The organism is Novispirillum itersonii, from assembly GCF_014205675.1.
Classification (GTDB): Bacteria; Pseudomonadota; Alphaproteobacteria; order Rhodospirillales; family Rhodospirillaceae; genus Novispirillum; species Novispirillum itersonii_A.
Map to the genome: position 1 here is coordinate 176,259 of NZ_JACIIX010000007.1, position 17,351 is coordinate 193,609.

Consider the following 17,351-nt stretch of genomic DNA (forward strand, 5'->3'; position numbering starts at 1 on the left):
CCAATACCTCCCGTGGTGCCCGGTTGGCTCGGGTCTCCATTTTTGGGGCTGCCGGTTGGCAGTCCAGTCAGGGTAAAGGCTGAACAGGGGAAGGAAAACACCAAAGTAAAAAGGGGATGCTGTCCGGGCGGTGATCCGGACAGCATCCTTCCGTAAGAACAGGACGGTGTTAATCGCGGGGATTATTTTCCGTCGTCCGTCCGCAGGGTCATCGCCGGATTATGGGCGAAGAAATTGTGCGGCATGATGTGAACGGTTTTCCATTCGGTTGACATCACCGGCCAGTTCTCCATCGACGGAATGTGATGGAAGCCGACGGTGAACCACGTCACGATATCCTGATGCATCAGCGGGCGGTTGGCCTTGACCCATTCGGCCAGCGTATCCTTGCCGTCGCTTTGCAGGGCATATTTGCCACCGGCATAGCGCTGGTCGGCGTTATAGACGGTGTTCCAGACCGAATACTCGATGTAGGCGTTGCGCTTGAACGGCGAGTCCTTCTCGTAGTCAAACGGGCCGTAGGCGACATTGCCGTGGTGGATCATCCAGCCCGGTTCGTGGCCGAGGTGGCCTTTGCGCAGCGGATCGCTGATGTGGAAGAACCGGGGTTGCAGGGCGCTGAGCTTGTAGCGGGCATCCAGTTCGCCCTTCGGCATGGTGTGCTGCACGGTCCACATCGACTTGCGCGGCGATTTGGCATCCAGTTTGGCCGGGACGATGTCCATGGTGCCGAAGTGGTTGATCGGCTGATCAATGTCAAAGTCGATGCGGAAGTTGAAGTAATGGTCATGGTTGGCCGCCACCAGATTGGGGGCGATCAGGGTGCCCCAGCGGGTATCCTCGGCGGCGGTCGGGTCCTGCATGGTTTTGCTGGCAACGCCCTTGACCGCATCCAGCCCGGTGGCCCCGACCATGATGTTGATCTGGCCGTTCTGCTGAAGGCGGTAATCGATCAGGTAATCATAGTTGCCGACTTCCGAGGCGGTGCGGATCACCAGTTCGGTGGCCGGGCGGCCTTCCGCCGGAACCGGCTTGTCCGGGGTCTGGGCGAACACCTCGAAGTGCCGCCACGCCGGATCGCCGGTGTTGCGTTCAAACACACAGATGGCGTTGGGGATGGTCAGCGGCTTCCCGGCATCGTCGGAGATGGTGGCGGGCAGATAGCTGGCATGGGCCGGACAGTCGATGCCCGGCGTCAGCGGGCTGAGGAACAGGCCGAAGCCGTATTCCCCCGAATCCATGTAGGTCCGCCAGTACCAGCCTTCGGTCGGGTCCATATACGGCACAAACACTTCCGACAGATGGGTCTGGTAGATCACCGAGCGCCAGTCGTTGCCGTCCTTGACGTCAAGGTTGGACAGCACCAGACCGGGGCGCTTGTCGATGCGGAAATTGAAGCGCCAGATGTCCCATTCCAGATGGCTGCCGTCGATCTTGAAATTCGGCCCGCCCGGCTGGTGCAGGGTGGCCGGATTCATTTTCGGGCGCAGCGGGGCGCGGGTGGCGATTTCGTCCTGCGTGTAGCCCCACGGATCCGACGGCACCGGCACCACGCCGGTGTCGATCACCTTCAGCGCCTGCTTTTTGGTCAGATCGACCAGCGCATACAGGCCTTCCACCGGTTTGGCGTAGAAGTTGGACCCTTCCGGATTCAGGTAGCATGGCACCTTCATCAGGCGGGCGTCGCCATACTGCCCGCTGTAATAGCTGCCGACGGTCAGGGGCAGACAGAACACCTGATCGGGCTTCAGGCCGCGTTTTGCCAGCCCGGCCACCATGTCCGGGTGGGTGACGGCGGCCTGTTGTGCCCCCATAAATTCGTCAAACAGCACCATCGGCTGGCCGGGAATCGGCTTCTGGCTTTCAACCGTGCCGGTGCTGATGTTGACCACGGCTTCCTGAAAGCCCTTGCCGTTGGTGAACTGGACACTGGCCCGGCGGTCCAGCGCCTTGCCCGGGGCCCATGCCAGCACATCGGCTTTGGCCGGTTCCGCCAGTTCAATCAGCGGGAACAGCGTGGTATCGGTGGCGATGCCCTTGGCCCGCAGGATTTCGTTGATTTTCAGGTATTCATCGGCGTTCAGGCCATCCAGCGGATGGGCGGCCTGCGCCGGGGTGGCCATGGTCAGGGTTGCCGTCACGGCGGCTGACAGGGCCAGAGAGAGAACGGAACGGATCATTGTGAACTCCTCCCTGCCCGGGCGCGGCCTGTTGGCGGCCGTCACCCTGAGCATACGTCACAGGTGATCGTTCCTTTTTAGATCCGTTCTGATGTTGGGTCTTGGACTCCGGTGCCAGCCCGGCTGGACGGAAATGTCATCCGGCGGACGCTTTACTCGCCGTATTCAGCCCAGCAGTTGGGGGTTTCCCACACCCGGATGCGGTCCAGCACCGCCAGACCGTCGCTGCGCTCCGCCACCCGCTGGCGCAGGCGCAGATACCAGTGGCGGGCCAGTTCCTCCGCCGTCGGTGCGGTCGGCAGCAGGTATAGCTTGGTCCCCAGCCGGGTGTCGGTGGTCAGGGCAAAGCCGTCAGCCTTGACCGCCGCCGCCAGCGGCGCCAGCCAGACGCTCAGGTCCCGGCCTTCCGGGACGAACATCTCCAGCAGGGCGGTGTCTTCGGCCTGTGCGATGAACCCATGGTCACAGCAGGCGTCGATGACGTCCATCATCTCCTGCTTCAGGAAGCCGAAATCCAGCACCATGCCGTCCTGCTCGCCGCCCTGATGCACGCGCAGGGCGCGGCAGGTGGCTTCCACCTCATAGCGGTGGCCGTGGATGTGACGGCATTTGGAGCCGTGCTGCATGATGCGGTGTCCGGCATCAATGCCAATGCGGCGGGTGACGAAGTAGTGGGTCCGGGCCGGGTCGCTCATCACGGAATTCCGATCATTTTGTGGGTTTGCAGGCTCAGCCGCCAGCGCGGGGTGCGGTGGCAGGTGGCGATGCAGGTGGCCAGAGCGCTGTCCCGGTCCGGTCCGTCCATCGGTTGCAGGAAAAAGTGTTTGAAATCAAGATGGCCAAGGGCGTCAAGGTCATGCCCGGCCTGCGGCCACACGACCTTCAGCTCATGGCCGGAGGTCAGCACCAGCGGGGTTCCTGCCTTGGGGCTGACACAGATCCAGTCCAGCCCGGCAGGGGCGGGCTGGGTACCGTTGGTTTCCACCCCGATCTCGAAACCCCGGCGGTGCAGGGCGTCAATCAGGGGGGAATCGACCTGGAGCAGCGGCTCGCCGCCGGTGCAGATCACATAGGGGGTGCCGCTGCCCGGCGTTGCGGTGGCAGTCCAGCAGGCGGCAATGGCGGTGGCCAGATCCTCGGCGGTGGTGAACTTGCCACCCCCTTCCCCATCGGTGCCGATGAAATCCGTATCGCAGAACCGGCACTGGGCGGTGGCACGGTCGTCCTCGCGCCCGCTCCACAGGTTGCAGCCGGTAAAGCGGCAGAACACGGCGGCGCGGCCGCTGTGGGCGCCTTCCCCTTGCAGGGTGTAGAACAGTTCCTTGACGCTGTAGGTCATCGGGCCTGCTCCTGCCATTTCCGCCAGCCTTCCGACCGCAGCCCGCAGGCCGGGCAGGTGCCGCAGCCATAGCCCCAGTCATGGCGGTGGGTGCGGTCGCCGAGGTAGCAGGTATGGGTCTGTTCGGTGATTAGGTCGGTCAGGGCCTTGCCGCCCAGCCGGTCGGCCAGTGCCCAGGTGGCGGCCTTGTCGATCCACATCAGCGGCGTTTCGACGACAAAGCGGGTTTCCATGCCCAGATTCAGCGCCACCTGCATGGCCTTGATGGTGTCGTCGCGGCAGTCGGGATACCCGGAGAAGTCGGTTTCGCAGACACCGGTGACGATGGTCTTGATGCCCCGGCGATAGGCGACGGCGGCGGCATAGGTCAGGAACAGCAGATTACGGCCCGGCACAAAGGTGGTCGGCAGGCCGTGGCTGCCGGTTTCTATGGCGACACTGTCAATCATCGCGGTGCCGCCAATGTCGGCCAGCCCGCGGGCATCCAGCATATGGTCCGGCCCCAGCCGCCCGGCCCAGTCATCCCGCAGGGCGGCAACCTGTTGCCGGAACCCGTGCCGCACCTCCAGCTCCACCGCGTGGCGCTGGCGATAGTCAAAGCCGATGGTTTCGACGCGGGAATATCGGTCCAGAGCCCAGCTCAGGCAGGTGGCGGAATCCTGTCCACCGGAGAACAGGACAAGGGCGGCGTCATGATCCAGCATGATCGGTCAGACTCGGCATCAACAGGGGGATGGGGTCCGCCTCAGGGGCGAAACCGCCATACCTACTGCCGGGGGCGGTCTGAAACAACCCCCATTTTCGCCTTTTCCGTCCTTTCCCTGTCCCCGGTGGGACGGGTCAGCGGGCGGCCCCGACAAAGGCGTTGAAGGTGATCAGGGTGAAGGTGTCCTTCACCCCCGGCAGGGTCTGCACCTTTTCGGTGATGAAGCGGCCGGTATCGACGCCGTCTTCCAGATAGAACTTTGCCAGCAGGTCGTACTGGCCGGAGGTCGAATAGATCTCGGAGATCTCTTCAATGCTTTCAACGGCCTCGTCAGCCACCTGATAGGCTTTGCCAAGATCGCATTTGATCATCACGAACACGGCGCGCATGGCGGGTCTCCTGTCTCGGTCTGTGGATCTGGCCCGGCGGACGGGGCCGTGATTGCCGCGACTCTAGAGGCTTGGGGCAGAATGTTCAATTCTTCAGGGGCTGACCCCGGCAGGGGGGCATCTCTGCGGGCAGCAGGCGGATCTGTCCGGCAGCAGTCAGGTCAAGGCGCGGGCCGCCCTGCACCCAGCCCCGGATCTCGACGGTCTTTCCGGTCCAGAAGGCAGGCTGACGCCGGTCTTTCGGCAGGGCTTTCAGCACCGGGGCGGGCAGGGTGGCGGAGGTGTCTGTCCGCCAGTCCGCTCCGAAATCCAGCCACAGGGTTCCCTGCCGCAGGCTGGCGCGGCGGATTGTTCCCTGAATCAGGGCAAAGGCCCCGGTGTGCAGGGCATCCGGCGTGTCGGCACAGACCGGCTGCCAGTCCGGGCGGCTCCAGTGGCCCCGGTTGTGCCGCCGGGCCTCGTCCTCCTGCGCCAGCAGGGCGGTCAGGGCGGCATCGGGCGGATCGTTGGTCCATACCCGGGCCAGACCGGCGCCGACCGTCTCCGCCTGCCACCAGCGCTCCGGGGCGGCGGACAGGATGATCTGCACCGGCAGACGGCCGTGGCGGTCGGGGGGGCTGGTTCCGTAGGCGCGTACGGTCCGGCCGCGCAGGCCCGGCAGCAGAGGGGTAAGATCCTGCGGCGCGATCAGGGCCGGATGCAGGGCGACCCCGGTTTCCAGCAGCACGGTGCCGGGGTTGTTCTGGCCGGACACACGCCCTTCGGCGATCAGCCGGGTGTCTGTCTGCGCAAGACTGAGAAGATCCGCCGCCGCAGGGATGGGCAGCAGAGAAAAGAGCAGCAGAAGAGAGACTTTCGCCGGTTGTTTTTTCAGCACAGCCATTGCCGAGTTTAAAAAAATATGATCCATTTGGACTATGCACCCTCTTGTCCGACAGACAAAGGACAGATGGTCAGGCGGATGAATCCGGGCTTGCCATCCGGCACCGCCGCGATGGAGGACGCCTTTCGGGTGAACCGCCGGTGACTGAGGCAGCAGGCACGGGCCAGCAAGAATGGGGCAAGGTCTTGCAGGTGATCGACAAAGGGGGACGAACCATTAATCAGGTTCATAATCAGTTCGGCGGAGGGGACGGCGGACCAGACGGTACGATCTGTGCCAAGGTTCTGATCGCCGATGACCATGCCGTGTTCCGTGAAGGGCTGCGCCTGCTGATGGAAGCGCGCGGTTTCTGTTCGGTCGTGCTGGAATCCTTTGATGCGGAATCCTCGCTGGCGGCGCTGGATGCCAATACCGACCTTGATCTGGTGGTGCTGGACCTGAACATGCCGGGGATGGAGGATCTGGCCCTGCTGAAGCGGCTGCGCCTGATCCGTGCCGGTCTGCCGGTGGTGGTGCTGACGGCGTCGGAACGCCGGACCGACATGCGGGCCGCCATTGCCGGCGGGGCGCTGGGCTTTATTCCCAAGACCTTCCCGGTGAACCAGATTCTGGCGATTCTGGAACGGATTCTCGGCGGGGAACGTTTCTTCCCGGCGGATGTCCTTTCCGAGGACAGCCTTCCGCCGGGGCTGGAAGGGGTTGCCCTCAGCCCGCGCCAGAAGGAAGTGCTGACCCTGATCGCCAAGGGGATGAGCAATAAGGAAATTGCCCGGGTTCTTGATACGGCGCTGCCGACGGTTAAAAACCACGTGGCCAATATCTTTGAAAAGCTGGGCACCACCAACCGGGTGGCCGCCGTCAACCTCGGGCGCAAGGCCGGGCTGATCCCGGACGCCTGAGACCCCACACCTGCCCCTGTCCTGCGTTTTCCGCCCTCCTGTTTTTCCAGTCAGAGCTGCCATCATGACCGTTCAGCGTCCCCAGAACCGCCCGCTTGCCCCCTTTCCGGTGACGGAGCCCCGGGCCAGTGGCCTGCTGGAGGTCGGGGACGGGCACCGGATTTACTGGGAAGACTGCGGTGCGCCGGATGGGATTCCGGTGGTCTATGTGCATGGCGGCCCCGGAGCCGGATGTGCCCCGGTCCACCGCAGCTTTTTTGATCCGTCGGTGTACCGGGTGATCCTGTTCGACCAGCGCGGGGCCGGGCGGTCGAAGCCCTATGCGGCATGGAACGACAACACCACCGCCCATCTGGTGGCGGATATGGAAACCCTGCGCACCCATCTCGGCATTGATCAGTGGCTGCTGTTTGGCGGATCGTGGGGCAGCACGCTGGCGCTGGCCTATGGGCAGGCCCATCCGCAGTGCAGCCTTGGCTTTATCCTGCGCGGTATCTTCCTGTTCCGGCAGCGGGAAGTGGACTGGTTCATCCATGGCATGGGCCGTTTCTTCCCCGAGGCCGCCGCTGACTTCTTTGGGGCGCTGAGCCCGGAAGAGCGGCAGGATCCGCTGATGGCCTATTACCGTCAGCTGACCGATCCCGATCCGGCGGTGCATGGGCTGGCAGCCCGGCGCTGGGCCGGGTTTGAGGATGCCTGTGCCCGCCTGATTCCGTCGGTGTCCCCGCTCAGCGGTGTGCCGGGGCCGGACGGGCGGATTGAGGGACTGGCCATCGCCCGTCTTGAAGCCCACTACATGGCCCATGCCGGTTTTCTGGAAGAAGGGCAGCTGCTGCGCGATATCGGGCGGATCCGGCATCTGCCCTGCACCATCGTGCAGGGGCGCTATGATGTGATCTGCCCGCCGGAAACGGCGGCGGATCTGCACCGGGCCTGGCCGGAAAGCCGTCTGGTGATGGTCCCGGATGCCGGACATTCGGCGCTGGAGCCGGGCATCCGGGCTGAGCTGATGCAGGCGTTGCAGGACTTTGCCACCGGGGTGCGCGGCGTGGGGTAAACCTGCGCCCTGATTTCAGGACTGGAAAGCCGTTCGCAGCCCCGCTATAAGGGCGGCAGTGTTCCCGTAGCTCAGCAGGATAGAGCACCGGATTCCTAATCCGGGGGCCGTGGGTTCGAATCCCGCCGGGAACACCATTTTCTCCGCTATCCAATCCCCGGGTCTCCCGCAGTCCGGTTCACCCGGGCCGATCGCGATGCGGTCAGGGGCTGTGGGCCGGTCCCGGTTTCAGGCCGGGGAGTCAGACCCCGAAAATCTCGGCGTACCGCTCGGGCTTGAAGCCCAGTTCCACCGGGTCCGGCGTTTCCAGAACCGGACGGCGGATCATTGAGGGCTGTTCCAGCATCAGGAGGATGGCGCTGTCTTCCGTCAGGCTGGCTTTGGCATCCTCCGGCAGTTTGCGGAAGGTGGTGCCGCTGCGGTTGATCACTTTCTCCCAGCCCCAGACCCGGCACCAGCGTTCAACGTCGGCCCGGCTGACCCCGGCTTTCCGGTAATCATGGAAGGTATAAGCGATGCCGTGGCTGTCCAGCCAGTTGAAGGCTTTCTTCATGGTGTCACAGTTTTTGATGCCATAAACCGTCACGGTCATCGCCTTGGTCCTTATCGTCTCTTACCTGTAGGTCAGGGTGATTTTTGCGGCAGCATCGCGGGCTGCGGCGCGGGCGTCTTCAACCGTTCCGTCCCGGACCAGCGCCAGCGCCACCCCCATGCGGCGATAGGGGCGGGTGGTCGGTTTGTTGAAGATCCGCACGTCCAGATCGACGCCCGGTGCCGCCGGGCGGAGGGCGTCGGCGATGCCGGACACGGTGAAATCCGCCGAGTCGCGGTCTGCCAGCACCACCGCCGAGGCGCTGGGGCCGTGCAGGGTGATGCCGGGAATCGGTAGCCCGAGGATCGCCCGGGCGTGCAGGTCAAATTCCGTCAGGTTCTGCGAGATCAGCGTCACCATGCCGGTGTCATGCGGCCGGGGTGACAGCTCGGAGAAGATCACGGTGTCACCGACGACAAAGAACTCCACCCCGAACAGGCCATAACCGCCAAGGTTATCGACCACCGCCCGGGCCATCTCCTGCGCCGCATGGATGGCGCTGTCGGACATGGCGGCAGGCTGCCAGCTTTCCTGATAATCCCCGCGTTCCTGCCGGTGACCGATCGGCGGACAGAACAGCACGCCGTCGCGGGTGCGGATGGTCAGCAGGGTGATTTCATAGTCGAACGGAATGAAGGCTTCGACGATCACCCGCTGGCGGTCGCCGCGCATTCCGGCGACGGCATAATCCCACGCGGTATCAACGGCATCGGCGCTGCGGACGGTGCTCTGCCCCTTGCCGGAGGACGACATCACCGGCTTGACCACGCATGGCAGGCCGACCTTCTCCACTGCGGCCCGCATCTCCTCGCGGGTTTCGGCATAGAGGTAGGTCGAGGTGCGCAGGCCAAGTTCCTGCGCAGCCACCTCGCGGATGCGGTCCCGGTTCATGGTCATGATGGTGGCGCGGGCGGAGGGCACCACGGTGAAGCCCCGGTCCTCATAGTCCTTCAGGACCTCGGTGCGGATCGCTTCCACCTCCGGCACGATCAGGTCGGGCCGGTGCTTCTCAATCGCCGCGCCGAGGGCCTCGCCGTCGAGCATCGAGAACACCTCGAAGCCGTCCGCCACCTGCATGGCCGGGGCATTGGCGTAGGAGTCGCAGGCAATGACCTCTGCGCCCAGACGCTTGGCGGAAATCACAAATTCCCGGCCGAGTTCCCCGGATCCCAGAAGCAGAATTTTTGCAGTCGCACCCATGTCCGGCCCTCGTGTCTGTCTGTGGCAGCGGTGGGGTTCACCGCCGGTTATGCCTCTGCCCGCCTTATACCAAGGCGGTCAAGAGCGGGTCCAGAGCATCGTATCCAAAAACGGTCCGGCCGCCGCCCGTGTTGTCGCCATCATTTGTCGGTCGACATATTCATGATCCGGTCGGCTTCCTTGGAGGAGTCAAACGGACCGCTTGGCGTCTCTGACACCGGGGGCCACGATGGTGACGGTCCCCCCTGCGCCGGGCCGGAGGACGATCCCCCCTTGAACAGCCGGTCAAAGAAGCCGCCGATGCCGGTCCGGGTATCGCGCGGCAGATCATGCACCGGAATTCCGGCATGGGCGGCCTGCATCACCCCTTTCCAGACGGTGGCGGGCAGGGTGCCGCCGGTCACCCGCTTCATCGGGCTGTTGTTGTCGTTGCCGATCCAGACGCCGGTGACAATGTCGGGGGTGTAGCCCATAAACCACGCATCCCGGTAGTTCTGGGTGGTGCCGCTTTTGCCCGCGGCCGGACGGCCGAAGGCGGCGCCCTTGCCGGTGCCCTCGGTCAGCACGCCGGTCAGCATCTCGTTCAGGGCGCCGACGGCATCGGGGCTGGCGACGGTGCGGACCAGATCATTTTCATGCAGGTACAGCACCTCGCCGGAACGGGTCATCACATCGCTGATGCCCCACGCCGGAGTATAGCGCCCGTTGCTGGCCAGCACCGCATAGGCATTGGTCAGGCTGAGCAGGGTGGTTTCCTCGGTCCCCAGCGCCAGCGACGGCTGGGCATCGGACGACACCGTCAGCCCCATCTGGCGGGCGGTGTTGATGACGTTGCTCCGTCCCACCTCTTCCGAGACCCGGACCGCAACGGTGTTGATGGAGCGCGCGACCGCCGTCCGCAGCGGGATTTCCCCCAGATACTTCCGGTCGAAGTTTTCCGGCGACCAGTTTTTGAAGGTGATCGGGGCGTCCAGAACCATGTCGTCGGGCCGGTAGCCCTTTTCGGTGGCGGTCAGATACACCACCGGCTTGAAGGAGGAGCCCGGCTGACGCTGCGCCTGTGTGGCACGGTTGTACTGGCTGGCGGCATAGTCAACCCCGCCGACCAAGGCCAGAACTGCCCCATCCGGGCGCATCACCACCACCGCCCCCTGTGACGCCGCCATCGCCGGTCCCTTGGCGGCAAGGGTCTCGCGCAGGGTCTTCTCAGCGGCGGCCTGAATGGCCGGGTTCAGCGTGGTGCGGACGATCAGGTCGGTATTGATCTGTCCCAGAAGGTCATCCAGACGGTCGCCGACCCAGTCGGCAAAATACCGGCCGGTGCGTCCGCCGGGGGCTGTCGGGCGCGGCGGCGGCATCACCGAAGCCTGCCGGGCCTGTTCCGGGGTGATGGTGCCGGTTTCGGCCATGGCCGCCAGCACCACCCTGGCCCGGTTGAATGAGGCCTGCGGATTGGCTTCCGGGTTATAGGTCGAGGGGGCCTTCAGCAGTCCGGCCAGAACGGCGGCCTGATAGGGCGTGACATCGCGGGCCGATACCCCGAAATAGCGGTGGGCGGCGGCATCGACGCCATAGGTGCCTGCCCCGAGATAGACGCGGTTGAGGTACAGGCTGAAGATCTGGTCCTTGGTGAAGGTCCATTCCAGCCAGAAGGCCAGCAGCACTTCCTGAATCTTGCGTTTGGCGGTGCGGTCGGGGGACAGGAACAGGTTTTTGGCGGTCTGCTGGGTGATGGTCGACCCACCCTGTACCGTCCGTCCGGCCCGGGCGTTGACGATCATGGCGCGGGCCAGACCGATCGGGTCAATGCCGAAGTGGTAATAGAACTTCCGGTCTTCAATCGCCATCACCGCCCCGGGCAGGTAGGGCGGCAGATCTTTCACATCCAGCACGTCGCCGTAGTTCTCGCCATAGGTGGCGATCACCGAGCCATCAGCCGCCTCGAACGTCACCGACGGGCGGCGGGTCATGGCGGCGGCCAGATCAATGCGTGGCAGATCGGCGGCAAACCAGGCGACGATCAGGGTCAGGGCGATGATTCCCCACACCATCAGGGTCAGGCCCCAGCGGATCAGGCGGCGGCCCCAGCCGCGCCCGCCACCGGATGGCCCCTTGCGGTTGCCTCCGGCCCCGCCGCTGCCGTTCCCGCCGGTTCCCCCCCCGGCTCCGGGTCCGCCTGCGGGGCGGGAGCGGGCGGAAGTGCCCTTTGGCGGGGCTGTTTTCCGGGGCGCAGGAGAGGCGGAGCCTGCTGCCCGCGACGGGGTGCGGCCGCTGCTGCGGTCCTGCCACAGACGGTGAACCAGACGGGTCAAGGAGCCCCCCAGAATCGCGATATCGGACGATCGACGGGGTTCCCGTCTGTTTTCAAGCGGTTGAGGCCGGATATGTCCCTGATCCTCTTGCCCTTGCGGGGCGGTTCTGGTTTTCTGGGGGACGAATACCGGGTCTTCCCGCATCTGCGGCCCGGTCGTGCCGTCCCGAAGGCGGGATGGATGCGCTGCCGGACCCGCAGGGGTTCCGGCACGGGGATTGATGGGCTCACCTGCGGTCAGGCCGCTCCGGGGTTCGGGGCGGCGTCTGGTGCCAAAGGAGGGTTCCTGTCGGGGGACGTCGGTGTTATTCGGCATGGTCTGACTAGGGTATCGCGGAGGGACAGGGGTACCACGGGTTCATGGTAAAACAAAGGCGGTGTTGCCATCCGGGCAGGGGCACCCACCGTCGCAGCCAGTGAGAAATGTCATGAGCGGTGCTCCTTTATCCCTGCTGCTGCCTGCCGATCTGCTCGATCGCCTCCAGGCACTGGCAGACCGGGACGGTAAGCCTCTTGCCGCAGTTCTGCTTCAGGCGGCGGAGGAATTCGCCGACCGGTGGGAGGACTACTACCAGACCTGCGATGCCTTGGTACAGGGCGAGCCGGAACGGACCACGCTGTCTGTCTCCCCTGAGGAGGAAACTGTCGCAGACTGTGGCGAAACCGGGACTGTGCCCTGAAACGCTGCGCCCTGAAACGCTGGGACGGATCAGTCTGTCTTCCGGGGCTCCGTCTGTCTGTGACGGAGCCCGTTCTGTTGGGGACTGTCAGCCTGTAACTGTCAGTCTGTGACTCCGGGCGGGGTCTGGGGCGCGGACCCCGGCGTTCCGGCCTCGGGGACCGGCATATCAGCCCCCCAGCGGACCGGTGGCATCTGGATCAGCGGCACCGGGCCGACGGTCAGCTTCTGGTTCTGGATGCTCAGGGGCAGGCTGTGGGTCACGCTGCCGTCTGCCCCGCGCTGCCCCATCGCCCCCAGCAGAACCCGGGCAATCGAGGCATCCCGGCCCCGGACCACGCCTTGCCGTTCCAGGCGGTCCAGCATCGGCACCAGACCGTTGATGCTGGTGCTGAAGGCCCCTTCCGGCTGAAGGCCCTCGTCCAGCGCCATGGTGCCGGCGACTCCGATTTTCAGCGGGGCCCAGTCCACATACAGGCGCTGCACTTCCAGCGTGCCGCCGCCATCCCGCCATGTTTTCAGGGCCTGTACCAGTGTGGCCGGGCCCTTGGCCCCGCCGGTGCCGGGCACCACGAAGGGCCCCCGGATTTCGCCTTGCAGGACCGCTTCGGTCAGGGCGGTGCCGAACTGCCCGGTGACGGTCTGCGGCAGGGTCAGCGCCTTGATGGCGCCAGCCAGACGGTAGACCGGCGTGCGATCCGGTGCTCCGGCCCCGGAGGTCAGCGGATCAACCGTCAGGGTCAGGCTGTCGAGGGACACCGGGACACCGGTGGTCATCTGTCGGCCCCGGAAATTGGTGATGATCACCGACAGGGCAATGCCGGTGGTGCTCTGGGTCAGGGTGCCTTTGGCCTCCTCCACCGCGCCGCTCAGCTTCTGGCCGTCGGCAAGGGTCAGGGTCACCGGGCCGGTGATGCGGAATATCGGGGTCCCCGGAGCCCAGCCGTTGAAGGTCAGCGAGGCGCTCTGGGCCTCCAGCCCGCCGGCGGGGCCGGTGATCCGCAGCGACGGCAGCCCGATGTCCACCTTGACCGGATAGCCCCGCCGTTGCGGCGGGTCAGTTGTGATGGTCCAGCCGTTGGTCTTCTGGGCTGCCGCCCAGCGGGTCCAGCCCTCGGTCACGCTGTCGGCCAGCATGAACCAGCCTTGGGTAAACAGCAGCAGAATCACCAGCCCGATGGAGGGCAGGATGATCAGGCGGAAGGCGTTGAAGCTCCGTCCTTCCGTTGGCGGCGGCGAGGCCCGGTCGGTTTTTTCCGCACGCAGGCTGGCATCCTGCCGGGATCCGGTGGATCCCGGGGGGCGGGAGGAGGAGGAGCCATGGGGCGTGTTCCGGCGCGAACGGGCCATCAGAAGTCCTCTTGCTGTGAACGGCAGGCATGGTGTCTTATCGCATCTTGCGCAATCTGTCCGCCCTTCTCACGTTAAGGGGGCGGCCTCTGCCGTTCTTCCCCGCCGTGCTTTCCGTCTGAGACCCCGCCATGCCCGCCGATCCGTCCTGCCCACCTGCCGATTCCCTGACCGAGACCGCCGTTCCGGTGGCCGACCCGGTTCCGCAGACAGAGGCGGAGCGGCTGGCCCGGTTCGGGGAAGGAGACCTGTGGGTGTTCGCCTATGGCTCTTTGATGTGGAATCCCGGATTTGATCCGGTGGAGGCCGTGCAGGCCCGGGTAGACGGCTATCAGCGGGATCTGTGTGTCGCCTCCCTGCGCTACCGGGGCACCCCGGACTGTCTGGGGATTGTCCTCGGACTCCAGCAGGGGGGATCCTGTCAGGGGATGGCCCTGCGGGTGGCGGCGGCACAGCGGCAGGCGGTGGCGGCGGCGCTGGACGCCCGCGAACTGATCACCCGGCTGTATCATCCGCAGTTCCTGCCCTGTTATCTGGCCGATGGCCGTCAGGTTGAGGCCTATGGCTATGTGGTCGATCCGTCTCACAGCCAGTATCTGGGGCACCTCAGCCGTGCGGAGAAGCTGGTGTTCCTGCGGCAGGGCGTCGGCTGTAACGGCACCTCGGCGGAGTATCTGCGCAACACGGTGGCCTGTCTGGACCGCCACGGGATCAGCGACGGTCACCTGCACGGCTATCTGGCCGCGCTGGAGGCCTCAGGCTGAGGCCGCCTCGAAGATCGCGTAGAGTTTCAGGCACGGCTCCACGGTTTCCCAGACCCCCCGGAAACCGGCGGGGATCACGAAGGCGTCTCCGGCGGTGAAGGTGGCGGTGGTCCCGGTTTCCTCCTGTTCCAGCCGCACGGTGCCGGACAGCAGGACGCAGAATTCCTGTTCCGTATAGTTGACCTTCAGGCGGCCGCAGGCCCCCTGCCAATGCCCGACATGGAACTGCCCGCTGGGATCGGAGAAGGCATTCCACACCGTCTGTTCCCCGGATCCGGACAGGCGTTTTTCCGGCGCGGCGACAAAGGTGTCTGCCTGCTCCGGGGTGCGGGTGACGGCAAACGGCATGGTATCGGCGGTGGACATTGCGCTCTCCCGGTCCGTGGACCCTGAAAGTGTGATGGCAGGCATTATAACCGGTTGCGCCGGGGCGGCGAACCGCTATGATGATGTTACTAATGCAAATTATTCGCGATTGCAGAATATGCCTCTTCCCGCCCTGCCTGTCGGGCAGCCGATCGCCGCGTTTCTGCGGCGTCACAATATCAAGCCGTCGCGCCAGCGGCTGGCCATTCTGAAAACACTTCAGGAAACCAACGGCAGCCATATCACGCCGGAGGCCTTCCACCGCAACCTGACCGCCGCCGGACATGGCCTGTCGGTGGGGACGGTCTATAACACCCTGAACCAGCTGACTGAAGCCGGGTTGCTGCGGCGTCTGGTCTATCAGGACCGCCACTGGTTCAGTCTGGATCCGGCCCGTCGCCTGCACGTTTTCAACGAAACGTCAGGCCATCTGGAGGATATTCCTCTGCCCGGGATGGCCGATCTGCCGACCGTTGACAGCCCGCCGGGCTATGAGGTGACCGACGTTGACGTTTTTGTCCGGGTCCGGATCCGGCGCTGACACAGCAGAACAGACAGAGTGATCCATGGAAAAAAGGGGGCCGGAGCCCCCTTTTTCAGCATCGCAGCGACCGTCAGGCCTGTGCGCGGACCGGGCGGGCCACCAGCCGGGCGGCCCCGGCAATGACCAGCAGGGTCAGGCCATAGGCAATGATCTGCGGCCACGCCGGATGGTCGATATAACCGATCAGGGTGTGCAGCAGGCGGCCGGGCAGACTGTCTTCCGCCAGCAGGCCGGAGCTGTCCCAGACCGGATCCATCGCGACATCCAGCACCCCGGCGGCGGACAGGAAGGTGACCATCTGGGCGGCCATTCCGGCGGCCAGCAGCGTGACCATCCAGGTGGTGACGCCAAACAGCAGCCGGGTCGGAATGGCGACCAGCCCGGCATAGAGCAGGGCACCGACACCGGCCCCGGCGACGACGCCAAGCAGGGCACCGAAGGCGGTTGCCATCAGGCTGTCGCCGTCCGAGGCCAGAATGCCATAAAGGAACAGCACGGTTTCCGCCCCTTCCCGCAGTACGGCAACGCCGACCACCACGCTCAGCACCGACAGCGGGCGGCTGCCGGAAGACACGGCAGAGCCGACAGCCCGCATCTGCGCCGCCATCTCGCGGCCATGGCGGCTCATCCAGATGGTGTGCCAGGCCAGCATCACCACCGCCAGCCCCAGAACGGCGGCGTTGAACAGCTCCTGCCCCATGCCGTTCATGGTATCGGACAGGGTTTCGGCGAACAGGGCGAGGACCAGCGCCCCCGCCAGCCCGAGAATAACCCCGCCGCTGATGAACAGGCGCGACCCGGCAACCCCCCGGGTGGCGGCGAGGATGATGCCGGTGACCAGTGCGGCCTCCAGCATCTCACGAAAAACGATCAGTCCGGCGGCCAGCATGATGCCTCACTTCGCAACGACAACGCCGTGGGCGGTGTCGGCGTTGTATTCGCCCATGAAGGTGTATTCACCCGGCTTCAGCGGGCCGATGGAGATGGCCAGTTCCTTGCGGCCCATGATCACCTTTTCCCGGCGCAGCGACTTGCTTTCAAATTCCTCCGGGGTGGTGTCGAGGTTCTTCACCAGCAGGGTCACTTTCTGGTTGGCCGGAACCTCCACCCGCGACGGCTCGAACACATGGTCCTTGATGGTCAGGGTGTAAGTCGGGTCTTCCGCCTGCGCAGGGGCCGCAGCGAGAAGCGGGGCGGCCAGAACGGAGGCGGCAAAGACGGCGGTGGTCAGCAGGCGCATGGAAGGACCCCTTGGGCAGTCAGGGCCGGGGTACCGGAGAAGGGTGGCGCCCGGCCGGGCAGAATGCAGAGAGTGCGATTAAATCGCATTTCCACTGACGACTACTCCCCCCGGCGCAGCCTGTAAACCCGATTCTTTTGCAGACCGGATCCGTGTCGCACGCGGGTGGGGTATCCCGATGCCGGGGCCCCGGCGGGCGGAAACCGGGCCGGTGGGAAAAAGTTGAGGAAGATGAAGCCGATAGTTTCAAGTGACTTTGAGATACATTATTAACTCATTGTTTTTCTTGATTTTTTGATCCTGGCGTGGTCTCTTTCATCTCAGATATCCGACTGTCGAAGTCTGTTGTTTGAGGAGAGGGCCATGAAGGGTCACGATGAGATTATTGCCGTCCTGAACGATCTTCTGGCCGGGGAGCTGACCGCCGCGGATCAGTACTTCATTCATTCCCGGATGTATGACGACTGGGGCATGAAGGCCCTGTTCGAGCGGATCGGTCATGAGCATCAGGATGAGCTGGAACATGCCGATGACCTGATCAAGCGCATCCTGTTCCTGGGCGGCCGTCCGGACCTGTCGCGCCGCGATCCGCTGCGTGTCGGTGCCACCGTGCCGGAGATGCTGAAGAACGATCTCGACGTGGAATACGAGGTGACCGCCGCCCTGAAGGCTGCCATCGCCCTGTGTGAACGCCTGCAGGATTACGAAACCCGCCGTATTCTGGTGAAGATGCTGACCGACACCGAAATCGACCATGCCTATTGGCTGGAAAAGCAGCTGGGCCTGATCGAGAAGATGGGTCTGCAAAACTACATTCAGTCCGTCTCGGGCGCCGGTTCGTAAGGGAGAGTG

Annotated in this window: 19 protein-coding genes and 1 tRNA gene; 7 read left to right on the top strand and 13 right to left on the bottom strand. The window is 64.8% G+C overall.

The genetic code is table 11. From position 1 onward, the window contains the following. Window positions 1-182 precede the first annotated feature (182 nt). The 6 genes from FHS48_RS11070 to FHS48_RS11095 all read right to left on the bottom strand — a co-directional run bounded on the left by FHS48_RS11070 (window position 183) and on the right by FHS48_RS11095 (window position 5,497). The gene (locus FHS48_RS11070; protein ID WP_221443467.1) at window positions 183-2,180 is read right to left on the bottom strand and encodes a copper amine oxidase; all 1,998 of its coding nucleotides are present in this window, start codon (window positions 2,178-2,180) and stop codon (window positions 183-185) included. A gap of 152 nt (window positions 2,181-2,332) precedes the next feature. Next, a complete protein-coding gene (locus FHS48_RS11075) occupies window positions 2,333-2,875 on the bottom strand; it encodes a 6-carboxytetrahydropterin synthase (RefSeq protein ID WP_184263620.1) in 543 nt (180 codons plus the stop codon). Then, window positions 2,875-3,519, bottom strand: a complete 645-nt coding sequence (queE, locus tag FHS48_RS11080) for a 7-carboxy-7-deazaguanine synthase (protein ID WP_184263621.1) — start codon at window positions 3,517-3,519, stop codon at window positions 2,875-2,877. The genes FHS48_RS11075 and queE overlap by 1 nt, the downstream gene beginning before the upstream one ends. Further along, on the bottom strand, window positions 3,516-4,223 hold the full coding sequence (gene queC / locus FHS48_RS11085; protein ID WP_184263622.1) for a 7-cyano-7-deazaguanine synthase QueC: 708 nt from the start codon (window positions 4,221-4,223) through the stop codon (window positions 3,516-3,518). The genes queE and queC overlap by 4 nt, the downstream gene beginning before the upstream one ends. A 136-nt stretch (window positions 4,224-4,359) precedes the next feature. Next, the gene (locus tag FHS48_RS11090) at window positions 4,360-4,614 is read right to left on the bottom strand and encodes an Lrp/AsnC ligand binding domain-containing protein (RefSeq protein WP_184263623.1); all 255 of its coding nucleotides are present in this window, start codon (window positions 4,612-4,614) and stop codon (window positions 4,360-4,362) included. 85 nt (window positions 4,615-4,699) lie between these two features. Further along, window positions 4,700-5,497, bottom strand: a complete 798-nt coding sequence (locus FHS48_RS11095; protein WP_184263624.1) for a thermonuclease family protein — start codon at window positions 5,495-5,497, stop codon at window positions 4,700-4,702. Window positions 5,498-5,637: 140 nt separating this feature from the next. Here FHS48_RS11095 and FHS48_RS11100 point away from each other — a divergent pair, with 140 nt between their 5' ends. The 3 genes from FHS48_RS11100 (at window position 5,638) to FHS48_RS11110 (ending at window position 7,590) form a co-directional block, all read left to right on the top strand. Then, window positions 5,638-6,396 carry a response regulator transcription factor gene (locus tag FHS48_RS11100; RefSeq protein WP_184263625.1) on the top strand — a complete coding sequence of 253 codons (759 nt, stop codon included), beginning with the start codon at window positions 5,638-5,640 and terminating at the stop codon, window positions 6,394-6,396. Window positions 6,397-6,460: 64 nt separating this feature from the next. Further along, window positions 6,461-7,453: a prolyl aminopeptidase gene (gene pip, locus FHS48_RS11105; RefSeq protein ID WP_184263626.1), complete on the top strand. Its 993-nt coding sequence runs from the start codon at window positions 6,461-6,463 to the stop codon at window positions 7,451-7,453. A 60-nt stretch (window positions 7,454-7,513) separates the two neighbouring features. After that, window positions 7,514-7,590, top strand: a tRNA-Arg gene (locus tag FHS48_RS11110). Between the two features lie 104 nt (window positions 7,591-7,694). On the opposite strand, the gene FHS48_RS11115 is transcribed toward FHS48_RS11110, so the two are convergent. From FHS48_RS11115 to FHS48_RS11125, 3 genes are all read right to left on the bottom strand, one after another. Then, a complete protein-coding gene (locus FHS48_RS11115) occupies window positions 7,695-8,045 on the bottom strand; it encodes an ArsC family reductase (RefSeq protein WP_184263627.1) in 351 nt (116 codons plus the stop codon). 21 nt (window positions 8,046-8,066) lie between these two features. Beyond that, window positions 8,067-9,245 carry a formate-dependent phosphoribosylglycinamide formyltransferase gene (gene purT, locus FHS48_RS11120; protein WP_184263628.1) on the bottom strand — a complete coding sequence of 393 codons (1,179 nt, stop codon included), beginning with the start codon at window positions 9,243-9,245 and terminating at the stop codon, window positions 8,067-8,069. Window positions 9,246-9,385: 140 nt separating this feature from the next. After that, the gene (locus FHS48_RS11125; RefSeq protein WP_260402436.1) at window positions 9,386-11,557 is read right to left on the bottom strand and encodes a transglycosylase domain-containing protein; all 2,172 of its coding nucleotides are present in this window, start codon (window positions 11,555-11,557) and stop codon (window positions 9,386-9,388) included. Window positions 11,558-11,984: 427 nt separating this feature from the next. Here FHS48_RS11125 and FHS48_RS11130 point away from each other — a divergent pair, with 427 nt between their 5' ends. Beyond that, on the top strand, window positions 11,985-12,236 hold the full coding sequence (locus FHS48_RS11130; protein WP_184263630.1) for a hypothetical protein: 252 nt from the start codon (window positions 11,985-11,987) through the stop codon (window positions 12,234-12,236). A 101-nt stretch (window positions 12,237-12,337) separates the two neighbouring features. Here FHS48_RS11130 and FHS48_RS11135 read toward each other — a convergent pair whose 3' ends face one another. After that, window positions 12,338-13,585 carry a DUF2125 domain-containing protein gene (locus FHS48_RS11135; RefSeq protein WP_184263631.1) on the bottom strand — a complete coding sequence of 416 codons (1,248 nt, stop codon included), beginning with the start codon at window positions 13,583-13,585 and terminating at the stop codon, window positions 12,338-12,340. A 131-nt stretch (window positions 13,586-13,716) separates the two neighbouring features. Between FHS48_RS11135 and FHS48_RS11140 the strand changes: the two genes are divergently transcribed. Then, window positions 13,717-14,349, top strand: a complete 633-nt coding sequence (locus FHS48_RS11140; protein WP_184263632.1) for a gamma-glutamylcyclotransferase — start codon at window positions 13,717-13,719, stop codon at window positions 14,347-14,349. Here FHS48_RS11140 and FHS48_RS11145 read toward each other — a convergent pair. Beyond that, entirely contained in the window at window positions 14,341-14,715 is a 375-nt protein-coding gene (locus FHS48_RS11145; RefSeq protein ID WP_184263633.1) for a cupin domain-containing protein, read from the bottom strand. The two genes, FHS48_RS11140 and FHS48_RS11145, sit on opposite strands and share 9 nt — an antisense overlap. Window positions 14,716-14,833: 118 nt before the next feature. On the opposite strand from FHS48_RS11145, the gene FHS48_RS11150 reads away from it, so the two are divergent. Continuing rightward, window positions 14,834-15,256, top strand: coding sequence for a Fur family transcriptional regulator (locus tag FHS48_RS11150; RefSeq protein ID WP_184263634.1), 423 nt, complete (start codon window positions 14,834-14,836; stop codon window positions 15,254-15,256). Between the two features lie 73 nt (window positions 15,257-15,329). Here FHS48_RS11150 and FHS48_RS11155 read toward each other — a convergent pair whose 3' ends face one another. Both FHS48_RS11155 and FHS48_RS11160 read right to left on the bottom strand, forming a co-directional pair. Further along, complete coding sequence (locus tag FHS48_RS11155) at window positions 15,330-16,148, bottom strand: FTR1 family iron permease (RefSeq protein ID WP_184263635.1); 819 nt, start codon at window positions 16,146-16,148, stop codon at window positions 15,330-15,332. A 6-nt stretch (window positions 16,149-16,154) separates the two neighbouring features. Beyond that, entirely contained in the window at window positions 16,155-16,499 is a 345-nt protein-coding gene (locus FHS48_RS11160) for a cupredoxin domain-containing protein (RefSeq protein ID WP_184263636.1), read from the bottom strand. Between the two features lie 363 nt (window positions 16,500-16,862). On the opposite strand from FHS48_RS11160, the gene bfr reads away from it, so the two are divergent. Beyond that, entirely contained in the window at window positions 16,863-17,342 is a 480-nt protein-coding gene (gene bfr / locus FHS48_RS11165; protein WP_184263637.1) for a bacterioferritin, read from the top strand. The last annotated feature ends 9 nt before the right edge of the window (window positions 17,343-17,351 follow it).